The 14,676-nt window shown below is 38.1% G+C and carries 13 protein-coding genes, 1 tRNA gene and 1 rRNA gene; 1 reads left to right on the top strand and 14 read right to left on the bottom strand.

The genetic code is table 11. The features are described 5' to 3' along the window. Nucleotides 1-118: 118 nt before the first annotated feature. From ispE to trpS, 12 genes are all read right to left on the bottom strand, one after another. Nucleotides 119-967, bottom strand: coding sequence for a 4-(cytidine 5'-diphospho)-2-C-methyl-D-erythritol kinase (gene ispE / locus ACOMA7_RS06230; RefSeq protein ID WP_054607917.1), 849 nt, complete (start codon nt 965-967; stop codon nt 119-121). 133 nt (nt 968-1,100) lie between these two features. Continuing rightward, nucleotides 1,101-1,352: a Veg family protein gene (locus ACOMA7_RS06225; protein WP_034532463.1), complete on the bottom strand. Its 252-nt coding sequence runs from the start codon at nt 1,350-1,352 to the stop codon at nt 1,101-1,103. Nucleotides 1,353-1,441: 89 nt separating this feature from the next. Beyond that, nucleotides 1,442-2,329 (bottom strand): 16S rRNA (adenine(1518)-N(6)/adenine(1519)-N(6))-dimethyltransferase RsmA, encoded by an 888-nt coding sequence (gene rsmA / locus ACOMA7_RS06220; protein ID WP_301945697.1) that lies wholly within the window; start codon nt 2,327-2,329, stop codon nt 1,442-1,444. Nucleotides 2,330-2,332: 3 nt separating this feature from the next. Then, nucleotides 2,333-2,884, bottom strand: a complete 552-nt coding sequence (gene rnmV, locus ACOMA7_RS06215) for a ribonuclease M5 (protein WP_034532461.1) — start codon at nt 2,882-2,884, stop codon at nt 2,333-2,335. Next, nucleotides 2,884-3,651, bottom strand: a complete 768-nt coding sequence (locus ACOMA7_RS06210; protein ID WP_421392695.1) for a TatD family hydrolase — start codon at nt 3,649-3,651, stop codon at nt 2,884-2,886. Before ACOMA7_RS06210 ends, rnmV begins: the two co-directional genes overlap by 1 nt. A 77-nt stretch (nt 3,652-3,728) precedes the next feature. Beyond that, entirely contained in the window at nt 3,729-5,765 is a 2,037-nt protein-coding gene (gene metG / locus ACOMA7_RS06205) for a methionine--tRNA ligase (RefSeq protein ID WP_301945699.1), read from the bottom strand. 74 nt (nt 5,766-5,839) lie between these two features. Beyond that, nucleotides 5,840-6,691 (bottom strand): DUF72 domain-containing protein, encoded by an 852-nt coding sequence (locus ACOMA7_RS06200; protein WP_421392691.1) that lies wholly within the window; start codon nt 6,689-6,691, stop codon nt 5,840-5,842. Nucleotides 6,692-6,710: 19 nt separating this feature from the next. After that, nucleotides 6,711-7,415, bottom strand: a complete 705-nt coding sequence (locus tag ACOMA7_RS06195) for an NAD-dependent protein deacylase (protein ID WP_301568701.1) — start codon at nt 7,413-7,415, stop codon at nt 6,711-6,713. Between the two features lie 16 nt (nt 7,416-7,431). Next, entirely contained in the window at nt 7,432-8,394 is a 963-nt protein-coding gene (locus ACOMA7_RS06190) for a hypothetical protein (RefSeq protein ID WP_041152447.1), read from the bottom strand. Next, nucleotides 8,394-9,659, bottom strand: coding sequence for a hydroxymethylglutaryl-CoA reductase, degradative (locus tag ACOMA7_RS06185; protein ID WP_421392687.1), 1,266 nt, complete (start codon nt 9,657-9,659; stop codon nt 8,394-8,396). Before ACOMA7_RS06185 ends, ACOMA7_RS06190 begins: the two co-directional genes overlap by 1 nt. 107 nt (nt 9,660-9,766) lie before the next feature. Continuing rightward, on the bottom strand, nt 9,767-10,699 hold the full coding sequence (locus tag ACOMA7_RS06180; protein WP_034532451.1) for a Ppx/GppA family phosphatase: 933 nt from the start codon (nt 10,697-10,699) through the stop codon (nt 9,767-9,769). Nucleotides 10,700-10,729: 30 nt separating this feature from the next. Continuing rightward, entirely contained in the window at nt 10,730-11,749 is a 1,020-nt protein-coding gene (gene trpS / locus ACOMA7_RS06175) for a tryptophan--tRNA ligase (protein WP_421392684.1), read from the bottom strand. Between the two features lie 330 nt (nt 11,750-12,079). Here trpS and helD point away from each other — a divergent pair, with 330 nt between their 5' ends. Further along, a complete protein-coding gene (gene helD / locus ACOMA7_RS06170) occupies nt 12,080-14,386 on the top strand; it encodes an RNA polymerase recycling motor HelD (protein ID WP_414827335.1) in 2,307 nt (768 codons plus the stop codon). 44 nt (nt 14,387-14,430) lie between these two features. Here helD and ACOMA7_RS06165 read toward each other — a convergent pair. Further along, a tRNA-Thr gene (locus ACOMA7_RS06165) sits at nt 14,431-14,503 on the bottom strand. A 46-nt stretch (nt 14,504-14,549) separates the two neighbouring features. Further along, nucleotides 14,550-14,666, bottom strand: a 5S ribosomal RNA gene (gene rrf, locus ACOMA7_RS06160). Nucleotides 14,667-14,676 lie beyond the last annotated feature (10 nt).

Raw genomic sequence — 14,676 nt, 5'->3', positions numbered from 1 at the left:
TTTCACCTCATTAAGTAAAAACTACATCTAAATTTTATCATAATGTTCGGATTTAAGATACTTTTTAAACGAAATAATAAAAAAATATCCGTTTAAACTTTCACCTAAACGGATATTTTTATATAGGTCTTACAATATATACCTCAGAACAGAAACCACGAATGCTGTTAAAAATGTGCTTTGCTTGGCTTTCCGTCTTACAAATCCCGAAGACAGTCGGTCCAGTTCCGCTCATTTGGGCACTGTCAGCACCGTATTTCTCGAACTTCTCTTTAATCTTTTTAATCTCACTGTGATGCTTTGAAGACAATGGTTCCAATACATTTCCCATGTGAGAAACGATTTGATCATAGTCTTGCGTTTCAACCGCTGCTGCCAATTCGTTAACATTCACATGTTCTAATTTATCGTAATCAATCTTGTTTAAGATTTCTGGTGTTGAAACACTAACCTTTGGTTTCACAATTACGAAATACATCTTTGGCAGTTTTGGCATTAATTCAATGTTATCACCCTTACCGGTAACCATCGCAGTCTGACTGTAAACACAATAAGGAACGTCTGAATCAAGTTGCAATCCGAATGTTGCCATTTCTTGATCGGTCATATGTAGGTTCCAGAGACGATTCAGACCTCGAATAACAGCTGCAGCATCAGATGATCCTCCACCCATTCCGGCAGCAACAGGAATATTCTTTCTGATATGGATGTCCACTTTTTGTTGGATTCCAAATTTCTTTTTAAGTAGAAATGCTGCTTGATATGCTAAGTTGCGATGATCTTGCGGTAAAAACACACGATTACAGTGAACGGAAATTCCGTTTCCCTTTTCGGTAACAATCTCGACGTAATCAGATAATTCAATCGATGTCATTATCATATTCCACTCAATTTTGCCGTCTTTATGACGATACGGCGTATCCAAGCCTAGGTTAAGTTTGGCGCATGCTTTCTCTACGGTTCTCAAGTATCACACCCCCAATTTAACTAAATTATTTAATAACATTATACTAAAGTTAAATTGAAAAGTCAGTGAAACTTTCGGATTTTGTCAAAAGTGCAAAATAAAAAGAGCTAATAAACATTATTAGCTCTTAGTTTTAAGCTTCTTCACTTACTTCGTCGGTAAAATCCATTTCGATGTTCTTGGTTAGAATATCAGTGTAGCTGTAAGATACTCTCTTAAGATTTTCATCTTCCTCTAACTCAACAACAAACACTGCAGGGAATGTTTCTGCTAACATCCCATGTCGTTCTAATGTTTTGTTTCTTCCTACTTGAACAGTTACAACAACTTTTTCGCCTAGGCGAGTGTCCAAGTGGCTTTTAATGTCAGTCAAACTGGTTGGCATAATATTCACCTCTCTAGTAGGTTAATTATACCACGGAAAATATTAAAAATCAAAATTATATCACAGTGTTTTTTAATAATCAAATAATATTATACCAATTTTATAGAATGGAACTTATTTGTTAAATCGACGTATTGATCAACTGTTAGTTTTTCAGGACGAATGCTTGGTTGAATGTCGAATTCATCTAGGACGTTTTTGACCTTTTCCTTAGTTTCAGCGTCCTTACCGAATAATCCTTGTAGGTTATTCCATAAGGTCTTTCGACGGTGAGCAAAGCATCCCCTTACAAAACTAGCAAATGCCTTTTCATCAAAGACTTCGTTTTGAATGGATTCTTTTCTTTCCAAAGTCACGATTGCTGAATCGACATTTGGTGCAGGGATAAATGATTTTCTTGATACTTCAAATGCTAACTTAACATCATTTAGGTATTGGATAATCACTGATAGTGAACCGTAATCCTTGCTACCTGGTTTTGCTTCTAGTCTTTGAGCAACTTCTTTTTGCATCATAACGGTAATGTTGTCGAATTCAGCATTCCCCTTCAATAGATCCAAGATGATTGGAGTTGTGATGTAGTAAGGTAAGTTGGCAACAACCTTAATTGGACGTTCGTTGTTGAATTTTTCTTCGATAATAGCTGGTAAATTAGCTTGTAGGATGTCTTGGTTAATCACTTCGACATTATCATATGGACTTAGTGTTTCATCCAATACAGGCAATAAATTTTGGTCAATTTCAAAAGCTAGGACACGTTTTGAACTACGTGCTAGGAATTCAGTTAAACCACCGATACCTGGTCCAATTTCGATGACATTATCTGTATCTGTTAAATGCGCAGCATCGACAATCTTGTTTAAAACGTTTAAGTCAGTTAAAAAGTTTTGACCTAAACTCTTCTTAGCTGATAAATGGAAACGATTTAAGATTGCTTGTGTTCTAGCTGGGCTAGCGATTTCTGGATTATTTGGCATTGTTTACTCCTTAATATGACTTAGTGCTTCGTTAAATTGTTCTTTAGTAATTCCAAACATGGATAGTCGTTTCAATAGCTGTTTCCCATTCACGTATCCAATCTTTAATTCATTACATAGTTGAGTACGTCTAATTTTAGCCTCAGAATCATTAATGACCCTGGCAGCATTTAAATCAGCAACTGAAATTTCACTCTCATGATTAGTGTCTGCTGTATAGACGTTTTTTAGCGCCTCTCTGATGGTTTCGACGCTGGCGTGTTCAACACCTAGTGATCCATCACTCTTGGTTGGTACCGACTTTTTACGATCGACAAACGCGTGCTTAGCGTTTGGTACCTCCTGAGTAATAATCTTTCTGATGCGTTCACCAGAAAAGTCCGGGTCAGTGAAGACGATTACCCCGCGTTGCTTATCTAGCTTCTTAATCAACGCAAGTGTCTTGTCATCAATCGCTGATCCTCTGGTTTCGATGGTGTCACAGTCGACCGCCATTTTAATTCTTTTGGTATCGTCGCGGCCTTCTACCACGATTACTTCTTTGATTTTTTCCATTATTCATCCAATCCAAAAATTCGTAGTGCGTTTTGATAAGTTGCATCGGCAATCTTATCTGGTGTGGTATCTCTAAAACGAGCGACTGCTTCGACAGTGTATAAAGTATAACCCGGTTCGTTTTGGTGACCACGTAATGGTTCAGGTGCTAAATAAGGTGCATCTGTTTCCACTAGCATTCTATCGATTGGTGTCTTAGAAACGGAATCGTGGATTTCCTTGGTCTTTTTGAAACTGGCAACACCAGAATATGAGACGTACATCCCTAAATCCATAATCTTGTTTAACCATTGCGCATCACCATTGAAACTATGAATTATTCCGTTGTTAACTCCTTTTTCCTTTAAAATAGCGTAGGTATCTTCAAAGGCATCTCGGTTATGAACAGAGATTGGCATCCCAAGTTCTTTGGCAATATCGATTTGGCGTTTGAACACATTGAATTGAGCCTTCTTAGGGGCAGTACTTTGATTGTAATCAAGACCAATTTCGCCTAAGGCAACCACCTTGTCATCTTGTAGTTGCTTGTATAGGATGGCTTCTTCTTCATCGTTATAGTTCAAAGCATCTTCTGGATGAAAACCAACGATTGCGTATAGGTTATCGTATTGATGAGCTAGTTCAATCGCTTCTTCGTTCATTTGACGGTTTGATCCAACAATTGCCATCTTGGTAACACCTAGTTTTCTAGCGTGTTCGATGTATTCTGGCACTTGTCCTCTAAAAGCATCATCGTTTAAATGCGTATGTGAATCAAAAATTTGCATTATATTTGCTCCTATCGTAAAAATAGCCATCAATTCATTTTGAATTAATGGCTATTTTTTAGTTTGTTATCTCACCATTATTCCAAAGTGGCACCATTTTCAAATTGGCTACCAATTGTAACTAATTCAATGTTGCCATCGTCATGTTCAACAGATAGTAACATTCCTTGGCTCAATTGGCCACGCATCTTTCTAGGTTTCAAATTGGAAACTATGATTACTTTCTTACCGATTAGTTTTTCGAAGTCAGGATACCACTTAGCAATTCCTGAAAGGATTTGAGTAGTTTCTTCCTTACCTGCATCTAGGGTGAATTTCAATAACTTGTCTGCCCCTTCAACACGTTCAACGTTCTTAACTTCGGCAACTTTTAGTTCTACTTTTTCAAAGGTATCGAACTTGATTTCTTTCTTATCAGCAGCACTTTCAGCGCCCTCTTGGGCAACTTGAGCTTGTTTCTTAGCTTCTTCTTTGGCTGCACGACCCTTTTTCTTGTCTGACTTAGTCATTTGGTTCTTGATAAAGTCAACTTCTTCTTCCTTGTCTAGACGTGGGAAGATTGGAGTTCCCTTAGCAACCACTTTACCACCTGTTGGTAAGTCTTCAATCGCAATGTTAGTTAAATCAATTGCTTGATCGTCTAAACCTAATTGTGTGAAGATTTGTTTTGGTGCATTAGTCATAATTGGACTAATTAATAGACCAATTACACGTAAACTGGCAGCTAAATGAGCCATTACATCAGCAAGCTTTTCAGCGTCACCATCGTTTTCATTCTTAGCTAGAATCCATGGTGTAGTTTGGTCGATGTACTTGTTAGTTTGAGAAACTAATTGCCAAACAGCAGCTAAAGCATCTGAGAAGCGTGATTCATCCATCTTAGTCTTATATTCAGCAATAACATCCTTGCTTAGTGCTTCTAGTTCCTTGTCAGGTTCTAAGAAGTTTGACTTGAATTCTGGAATCACACCGTCTTCGTACTTGTTAATCATTGAAACGGTACGGTTTAATAAGTTTCCTAAGTCGTTTGCTAGGTCGTAGTTGATACGATCTACGAAGTCTTCTGGTGTGAACACACCGTCGTTACCAAATGGAACGGCCTTTAGTAAGTAGTATCTTACTGCATCCAAACCGTATCTTTCGGCTAAGACTTCTGGATAAATAACGTTACCCTTTGACTTAGACATCTTACCGTCTTTCATGGTTAACCAACCGTGACCGATAACATGTTTTGGTAATGGTAAACCTAAAGCATGTAGGATAATTGGCCAGTAGATAGTATGGAATCTAACGATTTCCTTACCAACCATGTGAACATCAGCAGGCCAGAATTTTTGGAATAGTGAATCATCATCAGTATCGTATCCTAACGCACTAATATAGTTTGATAGCGCATCAATCCATACGTAAACAACGTGTTCTGGATTTGATTTAACAGGAATTCCCCAACTAAATGATGTTCTAGAAACAGCTAAGTCTTCTAGACCTGGTTTGATGAAGTTATTAATCATTTCGTTCATTCTTGATTCTGGTTGAATAAAATCAGGATGATCCTTGTAGTATTGTAATAACCAATCAGCGTACTTGCTCATCTTGAAGAAGTATGACTTTTCGTTCACTAGTTCAACTTCGTGTCCTGATGGAGCCTTTCCACCAATAACGTTGCCATTATCGTCTTTGTATACTTCGGCTAATTGTGATTCGGTGAAGTATTCTTCGTCAGATACTGAGTACCAACCAGAGTATTCACCTAGGTAAATATCACCTTGATCTAATAATTGTTGGAAAATCTTTTGAACAACTTCTCTGTGTTGCGCATCAGTGGTTCTGATGAACTTGTCGTTTGAGATGTCCAATTTCTTCCATAAGTCTTTAATTTGAGCAGCCATCTTATCCACATATGCTTGTGGAGTAGTGTTTAATGATTCTGCCTTTTCTTCGATTTTTAGTCCGTGTTCATCTGTTCCTGTTAGGAAGAACACGTCAAAACCTTCAGCACGTTTGTAACGAGCTAACGCATCACACGCAATAGTTGTGTATGAGTTCCCGATATGTAAACGTCCTGATGGGTAGTAGATAGGCGTTGTAACATAAAAAGTATTGTTATCAGCCATGTTAATCATCCTTTCAACCAGTAATTAATATTAACTATTAGTATATCATACTTGAATTGTCAATAATATTGCTCTTAGAACAAATCTAATTGCATTGGTGCCAAATCGTTAAATGATACGTGCAACATCTCTTTTAATTGTAGTGCATTCGGTGCGGCATCCCTACCAGAGTTGTTGTTAAAGATCACACACACCTCATCGACTTCTTTGTTTAACTTAGTGACGATGTCGGCGAATTGCTTTAATTCGTCCTCACTATATTTATACAACGTTCTTTGACTACGCCAGTTCTTGTCCTGGTTAAACCATCCTTGGGCATTTCGTCCGTGTAGTCTTAACATCGCCATCTTAGAAGTAGTCACCATTGGTAATAACTCAATTCCATCGTTTAGGTTATGAGGTTCATCAGCAATCACAAAGGTCATCCCTAAACGTTTCAAATAATTTTGAATTGAGTTTTGCATCGACTTTTCTGTCCATGTCGGATTTCTAAACTCGACTGCAATTGGCACCTTTCTTCCCATCAATTCACGGATGGTCATTAGATAGCGAATGTTGTCATTGTTACGTTGGAAATATGGTGGGAATTGAAATAAGACCGTCTTTAATTGATTGGTCTGAATTAATGGTTGAAGCATTTTGACGTAATCACTAAACGCCTGTCTTCTTTGATCATCGTCGGCAGCCATTTGTGAACGCATGTCATGCTTGGTCATCAATTGATTGGCTTTTAAGATAAATTGGAATGATTCTGGCACTTGGCGCATCCATTGGCGAACTATTTTTTCCTGTGGAATGCCGTAAAAAGGATTATCGACTTCCACGACTGGAAAATGGGCCGCATACTCGTTTAACTTAACAGGACGTTTCTCACCATTAATCAAAGCTGGATGCTCACTCCAAGTCGTTACTCCTAAAGTTATCATTAAACCATCATCTTCCTTCTTATTTCAATTCACTAAAGAATTTCGTTGCGTCCTCTTGAATCATCTTAAAATCGATTCCTAAGTTTAACTTTTCTTGGTTAACCGCAATTACTTTGGCACCCGGATTTCTGTAATCCAATAGTCCGGCAAATGGGTAGACACGCATGGAAGTTCCAACGATCACTACCAAGTCCGCCTTTTCCATTAGTTGAACACTGTTAACCACTTTGGCTTGGTTAAGTCCTTCATCGTATAAAACGATCCCTGGACGAAGCGTTCCGCCGCAATCAGCGTGCTTGTCGCTTTGCATATATTCATGCCAATCAACTCTTTGATGGCACTTTTGGCAATATACGTCGTATAGATTGCCATGAAATTCAATTAAGTTCTTGGTGTCGGCAGCACCGTATAATCCATCAACGTTTTGAGTGATCACACTGGCTCTACCTTCCCTAGTAAGTTCAGCTTGTTTTTCGTGAATTACATTGGGTTTGGCATCTGGATAGTACATATTTTCCTTCACAAATGTGTAGAACACATCTGGCTCATTAACTAAACATGCATGACTTAAATAATATTCAGCTGGTTTTCCAGTTGTATCAGTTGCATATAGTCCATTCTTAGAACGATAGTCTGGAATGTTGGAAGCTGTCGATACCCCGGCTCCTGTCAAAAATACAATGTTTTTTGCATTATCAAATAATGATTGAATTTCCTTATCCATCAGATTGCCTCCTGCCTTATTTTCTAATGATATATGGCATTTTTAGTTCTTTAAACAATTCTTGAACAGTCATCGCGTATAACTTCTTGAAGTATTCTGGACTGTCATCCATACCTGTTGGTGCAGGAATGACGAATGAGTTTTGATCATCTGACTTGTTGAAACCAACGTATGCACGACGACCAGTTTCCTTATCATGTAATTCTGAATGGAAGATTTCAAATTGTTGTTTTACGTTTAAGTTTAGTTGTCTTTCTGAAACAACACTGGAGATAGTTGCAAATTCTGAGTTATGCAATGCAGGTAGTCCCCACTTCTTTAGTTGTTCATCAAAGGCCTTGAATAACTTAACAACGTTTCTTCTGAAACCAAATGGTGAGTCAGTTGGCTTTTCAGTGATAATCTTGTAGATTTCATCAGCAGCCTTTAGGGCAACTGGGTAATCTTTTTCAAGGGTTGGACGTGCAAATGAATCGAACTTGTCACCGTAGAATACGTGAGCGTCGATTAGGGTCAATAGACGTAATTCCATGGCGTTATCTAATTCTTCTGGTTCAGGTTCAATTGTGTTTTGAATTCCCTTTAGGTACATCTTTTCGATGTCTTCGTTAATTAGGCCGTGTTTTCTTTGTTCTGAAACAACCACAAAGTGGGCAACGATATCAAATAGTTCAGTTCCCATTACTTCTAGTTGTTCGTCTAATTCGTCTTGACCAGTTGATAGTGAGAAGAACACTTGTGGGAAACCACGTAGTGTCATCAACAAGTGAATTAGTTCGTGTGAAGCAGTGTAGTTAGGAGCTGACATGTCTGAGATTTGAACAAATAGGTTCTTACCGTCTTGCACCACTTGTGCTTGATCATGTCTAACGTATCCAGATTGAAGTTGGCCGATAAATTGAACTTCAATTTTACCTGGGAAAAATTTGTTTACAACGTTAATTAAACTTTGTGTGTCTTGATTTAATTCGATTTCCATTAAAATTCACCTTCATTATTATTTCTAATTTGGTTTAAGATTTTTTGTGCTGACTTTAAGTCATTTAAATGGTTGGCTCTCATTTCTGAAACCACTTGTTTTACTTCTTTGCCCTTGGCTCCGGCACTCATCACTAATGAATTCAATTGAAGGTTCATGTGCCCCTTTTGAATTCCATCGGTAACTAACGCCTTTAGAGCAGCTAGGTTTTGGGCTAACCCAACTGATGCAACCACTTGGCTTAACTCTTCCTTTGAGGTTACTTGCGATAGTTGTTGGTTGATTTTAACCTTTGGTAATATCTTAACGGCACCACCGATAAAACCTAGTGACAACGGAATTGTCATCTCACCAATTAACTTGTCACCATCAATTGACCAGTTGGATAATCCCTTGTATTGACCATCTTTGCTGGCGTAGGAATGAATGCCAGCTTCAACCGCACGCCAATCATTACCCATTGCCATTACCACAGCATCGATTCCATTCAAGATGCCCTTGTTATGAGTAGCAGCACGATACGGATCGATTTGAGCGATGTGTGATGCTTCAACAATTCTGTTTGCAACATCCATGCCGTTGGTATCAGGATTACCCAGTTGGCTAACTGGAATGGATCCGGATACCTTCACCAGGTTATCTTCACCGTAGTTAGATAGGATGCTCATCAAAACATCCCCACTGAAGCGTTCCTCGATAAACTCAGAAGTAGCTTCTAGCATTGAGTTAATAATGTTTGCTCCCATTGCTTCACCAACGTTCACAAACAAGTCAACTGATGCATAGTCATCATCTAATTTTCTGACGCGCACCTTCTTAGCACCACCACCGTATTCTAGAATCGATGGATGTGATTGGTTTGCGATATCAATGATATGTTCTTGATGTGTATTGACTATTCCAATCAATAGGTTAATATCGTGTGTTTTAACAACGATTTGGCCCATTAGATTACGACCCAATACTTCAGCAGTAATCCCGGCACCCTTGGCAAATAAACGGGCACCATTACTAGCCGCCGCAATCACGGATGGTTCTTCTGTTACCATTGGAACAATTTTTTCATTACCATTAATCATAAAATTAACGGCCACTCCTTCTGGAATGGAGTAATCAGTTACATAGTTTTCAACTAAACTATCGCTTGATTGGTGATAGTCGCTAGTCATTTCATGTTTTTGATTCATGTTTAATCCAGCAAATTCACTGACTAGTTTTATTCTATCATCATAATTACGATGGTAGAAATGTTTGAAAGTTCCCATTATTAGTCCCCCCGGATGCGGTATTTATATCTGATATTTATAATAACATTATTTAAAATTCAATCATTTAAAAAGGTTTTTAACCCGTCAATGGATTAAAAACCTCTTTAATAGTTTCGATAGTGCTTCTTTATATATTCAGCAATAAGTCCTTCTCTTACGCCACCTTCTGAAAATACGATTCTTCTTGAATCAATTTCATCAATGACTGTAATAAGAGGTAATAGACCACCTAGTATAATATCAGCTCGCTCGTTTTCTAATCCGTGAATTTCTTTTCGATTGTGTAAGTTCTTACGTAAAAGTAATTCATACGTTCCCATCACTTGGCGTTGATTTAGGTGATAGCCATTTAGGTTATCAGAGTTCTTGAAGTGTTGATGACTGCGATTAATTCTCGCTAAACTTCTAGCAGCTCCTCCCAACACAACTAATTGATAGTGATCAGCTTTTTTAAGCCAAGGAACACGATGTATGTTTTCCTTTAAGAAACGTTGCGCGTTGAATAAGTCAGCTGCATGAACTGAGTTATTCAATTTAAAACGTTCTGAAATATTAACGGCACCAATTGGTAAACTAATTAAGTCACGACGTTTCTTACCTTGAACGCGGACCAATTCGATACTAGCACCACCAATATCCATCACCATGTAGTCGTTCATCTTAATCTTATTTACGACACCTAAATAATCGTAATAAGCTTCTTCACGACCTGATAGGACTCTAACGTCTAAGCCAACTTTCTTTCTTACCTTGCGAATAAAAGCTTTTTGGTTTTCAGCTTGTCGAACCGCAGCAGTTGCAATGGTAATCACAGTGGCATTATTCATTGAGCTATAAATTCTTTTGAAAGACTTTAAAGCATTAATTGTCCGATTAATTGCAACCGGTTGTAGAATCTTTTCTTTCCCCATCCCTTCGGATAGACGACTATCGCTCTTACTACGTTTTAGCTCAACGCAATAACCGTCATTTTCAATCCGATAGATGGACATTCGAGCAGAATTCGAACCGATGTCAACAATTACTAAGTTCTCCATCCGATTCACCCTAAACTCCTAAAATAGTTTTTATTTAAAGTAATTAATACCAATAGCATCCCTTACTTCATCTAGGGTTTGGTTGGCTACCTTATTCGCTTTGTCACTACCAGCCTTTAGAATGTCATAAACAGCTTGTGGATCCTTTTCGAATTGTTCACGACGTTCTCTGATTGGTGCCAATTCAGCTTGTAATACTTCGTTTAAGTAACGTTTGATCTTCACATCACCTAGACCACCGTGTCTGTATTGTTCCTTTAATTCGGCAACCTTTTGCTTGTCGTCAGCAAAGATGTCTAGGTAAGTAAATACAGTGTTTCCTTCAACTTGACCAGGATCTTCCACGTGAATGTGGTTAGGGTCAGTGTACATTGACATTACTTTCTTTTGAATGGTATCTGCATCGTCTGCTAAGTAGATGGCGTTGTTCAATGATTTACTCATCTTAGCGTTTCCATCTAAACCAGGGATTCTACCCATTCCCTTTGGTGGGAAGTAGCCTTCTGGTTCAACTAATACATCCTTACCGTAGATACCGTTAATACTTCTAACGATTTCTCTAGTTTGTTCTAGCATTGGTTCTTGGTCTTCACCAACTGGAACAGTGTCGGCCTTAAATGCAGTGATATCTGCAGCTTGACTGACTGGGTAAATGAAGAATCCAGCAGGAACACTTTCACCAAACTTCTTTTGTTGGATTTCAGTCTTAACAGTTGGGTTTCTCTTCAAACGGTTAACTGAAACTAAGTTCAAGTAGTGCATTGTTAATTCGTTTAGTGCAGGAATTTGTGATTGAACCAAGATTGTTGATTCTTCTGGGTCAATTCCGACAGCTAAGTAATCCAAAGCTACTTGTAATAGTGAGTTCCTGATTTTTTCTGGGTCACGTGCATTATCAGTTAATGCTTGCATGTCCGCAATCATGATATTGGTGTCGTATTCACCTGAGTTTTGTAATGCAACTCTGTTCTTTAATGATCCAACGTAGTGTCCGATATGTAGTTTACCAGTTGGTCGATCACCAGTTAGAATTACTTTTTTATCTGCCATTTTGTTACTTCCTTTCCAAAAAAAGCGCCCCATTGTTAAAAAAACAATAGGACGCTTGAGCGCGGTACCACCTAACTTGCAAATGTATAATCATTTGCCACTCTGCGATAAGGGTGCAATCCCATAAATTCATCCATTTCGCTAGTCGTGATTACTTTCAGTACTACATAATCTCTCTGTAAATGACATCGCTACTTACTTTAATATTAACTATATTTTACTGGATTTAAATTGACATGTCAAAAAGGATATTAATTGACATGACGGCCAAATCTAATTAGAATTATTGAGCATAAATGAACGGATTTAACAATAAATTAGGAGGTAAAAATGGCTAATAACGATCTTACAAATGAACAAAATCGTGTCGATAAAGTTGTCGCCAAATTACACAAACGAATCGATAAGACAGAAGCTGAATACCAAAAGGCACATAAAGAAACAAAGCGTGTCCAACAAAACTACGGTAATAATACTTCCGTTAACTACGTCGAAGTCGATGATAGAATTGAAACTTCCGCTGACCTCCAACAACAAAGAGGACTAGTTAATAAGGTAGTCCAAAGCGAAGCAATCATTAAAAACCAACTTGAAACATACAAGAAATTAGCTGATTCTCCATACTTTGGACGAATTGATATCAAGGATGACGGAGATGATGATACCGAAAGCTTATACATCGGTACCGCCTCATTCGTTGACGATGATGAAAACTTCCTAGTCTACGATTGGCGTGCACCAATCTCTAGTATCTATTACAACGGAACGTTGGGAAAAGTTTCATATCAAACCCCAGCCGGTAAACAAAGCACCGACTTGGAAAAGAAGCGCCAGTTTCAAATTAGTCACGGTGAAATCAACAACATGTTTGATACCAATGAAACCGTGGGTGATGAAATGCTTCAATCTGTGTTGGGGCAACAACATGATGAAGTGATGCAAAACATCGTTTCAACAATTCAAAAAGAACAAAACGATATCATCAGAGATACCAACAGCGACCTACTTGTTGTTCAAGGGGTTGCCGGTTCTGGTAAGACTTCTGCAATTCTTCAACGAATCGCATTCTTGTTGTACCACAGTAGAAGTTCACTTCAAGCTGATCAAATTATTTTGTTCTCCCCTAACCGTTTATTCTCACATTATATTTCTGACGTTTTACCTAGTTTAGGTGAACGCAATATGAGACAGGTTACCTTACAAGAATTCATCGATCACCGACTTGAAGGTGTAAAGGTTCAAAGTTTATTCGACCAATATGAAACCGAACAAGCTTACACCGATGACGAAAAAACAATTCAATCATTTAAACGTAGTCATCAATATATGACATCAATTGAGAACTATATCAATAACGTTTTCAATGATGACATTGCCTTTCAAAGCATCTTGATCGATGGCAAGGTCTTCTTCGATGCTGATGTGATTAAAGATATCTATGCTTCTCAACCTAAACAAATGAAACCGGCTGATAAGTTCTTAAAGACTAAAAACCGTTTGATTGAAATCTTGAAGAAACGTATTGAGGTCGAAGTATATAAACCATGGGTTGATGATGCCATCGATCAACTTAACTCTGAACAATATCACGATTTCATGGAAGGCCATCAATTAGGTAGCTTCCAAGATGAGGATGATGAAAGATACTTCATCGCTAAAAAAATCGTGACCGAACACTTCAGGAAAATATACGATGCTTTGTATAATGGTTCTTTCTTTGATTCATACCTTCAATACCAACGCTTCATGCAACAAGTGGTCCTACCTAAGGACGTCAATGTTGATGCATGGAACGATGACGTCGATGGTTTTTCCGATTCAATCGAATTGCATCAAGTTCGTTTGGATGATGCTGCCCCACTTCTATATATGCGTGATTTAATGATTGGTGGCGGTCAAAACCAAACAATGCAATACCTCTTCGTCGATGAAATGCAGGATTACTCAATTGCCCAATTGATTTACATCAAGCATGCATTTCCACAAACCAAGATTAACTTAATCGGTGACAGTGAACAGGCATTGTTCAAGGCAGTTGAAGCACCTCAAGAACTACTAAATAAGTTAAACCAAGCATTTGCTACTAAGAAATCAAGATTGATTACTTTGAACCGATCATATCGTTCAACTTATCCAATCACTAACTTTGCTAAATCACTATTACCAAACGGTGATGAGATTGAAGCATTCAACCGTCCAGGTAAATCACCTGAGATTTTCATTCGTCATAATGAACAAGAATGTATTGATGCTTTAATTAATTGCGCTAAACAAGAGTTAAAGGATGAAGGAACTGTTGCGATTGTTACCAAAAACCTAACTGAGGCCAAACAACTTCATCAACATACCTACAACCAACTTAATCCAACCCTATTAGCTGATACAGATAGATCACTTCCAAAGGGCGTCGTGATTATGCCAATCTATTTAGCTAAGGGACTAGAATTTGATTCTGTCATTGCTTGGAACGTTTCTAAAGATAATTATCCAAACGATGATTATGTTGGAACACTTTACACAATTGCCACTCGTGCAATGCACCACCTAACATTAATTAGTAATGGTACTGTTTCACCAATTATCGCAAACGCCAACCTACCAATTAATGAAGTTAAGATTGATAGAAAAATTAAATAACAAACAAAAAAAGACCAATCGAAATTGATTGGTCTTTTTATATAAGCCGTTTCCGGGATTTGAACCCGGGACCTCTTCCTTACCATGGAAACGCTCTACCTCCTGAGCTAAAACGGCAATATTAACAAAAAGCCTTCGATTTACATCGAAGACTTTTTTATTCGCGCGGCGACTTCCTACCCTTGCAGAGGGCGATCCCTCAACTACTATCGGCGTTTAGAAGCTTAACTTCTGTGTTCGGCATGGGAACAGGTGTATCCTTCTAGCTATCGCCACCACACTATTTATCT

It is taken from the genome of Apilactobacillus intestinapis (assembly GCF_049166695.1).
GTDB classification, from domain to species: Bacteria; Bacillota; Bacilli; order Lactobacillales; family Lactobacillaceae; genus Apilactobacillus; species Apilactobacillus kunkeei_C.
Note: the sequence above shows the minus strand (reverse complement) of the source record. Positions and strands in the feature narration are given on the sequence as shown.

What these genes read in the sequence shown, in the direction of transcription:
- ACOMA7_RS06200 (WP_421392691.1), bottom strand. Translation starts at nt 6,691, where the DNA reads ATGATAACTTTAGGAGTAACGACTTGGAGTGAGCATCCAGCTTTGATT.
- helD (WP_414827335.1), top strand. Translation starts at nt 12,080, where the DNA reads ATGGCTAATAACGATCTTACAAATGAACAAAATCGTGTCGATAAAGTT.
- ACOMA7_RS06180 (WP_034532451.1), bottom strand. Translation starts at nt 10,699, where the DNA reads ATGGAGAACTTAGTAATTGTTGACATCGGTTCGAATTCTGCTCGAATG.
- ACOMA7_RS06195 (WP_301568701.1), bottom strand. Translation starts at nt 7,415, where the DNA reads ATGGATAAGGAAATTCAATCATTATTTGATAATGCAAAAAACATTGTA.
- ACOMA7_RS06225 (WP_034532463.1), bottom strand. Translation starts at nt 1,352, where the DNA reads ATGCCAACCAGTTTGACTGACATTAAAAGCCACTTGGACACTCGCCTA.
- ACOMA7_RS06185 (WP_421392687.1), bottom strand. Translation starts at nt 9,659, where the DNA reads ATGGGAACTTTCAAACATTTCTACCATCGTAATTATGATGATAGAATA.
- rnmV (WP_034532461.1), bottom strand. Translation starts at nt 2,884, where the DNA reads ATGGAAAAAATCAAAGAAGTAATCGTGGTAGAAGGCCGCGACGATACC.
- ACOMA7_RS06190 (WP_041152447.1), bottom strand. Translation starts at nt 8,394, where the DNA reads ATGGAAATCGAATTAAATCAAGACACACAAAGTTTAATTAACGTTGTA.
- metG (WP_301945699.1), bottom strand. Translation starts at nt 5,765, where the DNA reads ATGGCTGATAACAATACTTTTTATGTTACAACGCCTATCTACTACCCA.
- trpS (WP_421392684.1), bottom strand. Translation starts at nt 11,749, where the DNA reads ATGGCAGATAAAAAAGTAATTCTAACTGGTGATCGACCAACTGGTAAA.
- rsmA (WP_301945697.1), bottom strand. Translation starts at nt 2,329, where the DNA reads ATGCCAAATAATCCAGAAATCGCTAGCCCAGCTAGAACACAAGCAATC.
- ACOMA7_RS06210 (WP_421392695.1), bottom strand. Translation starts at nt 3,651, where the DNA reads ATGCAAATTTTTGATTCACATACGCATTTAAACGATGATGCTTTTAGA.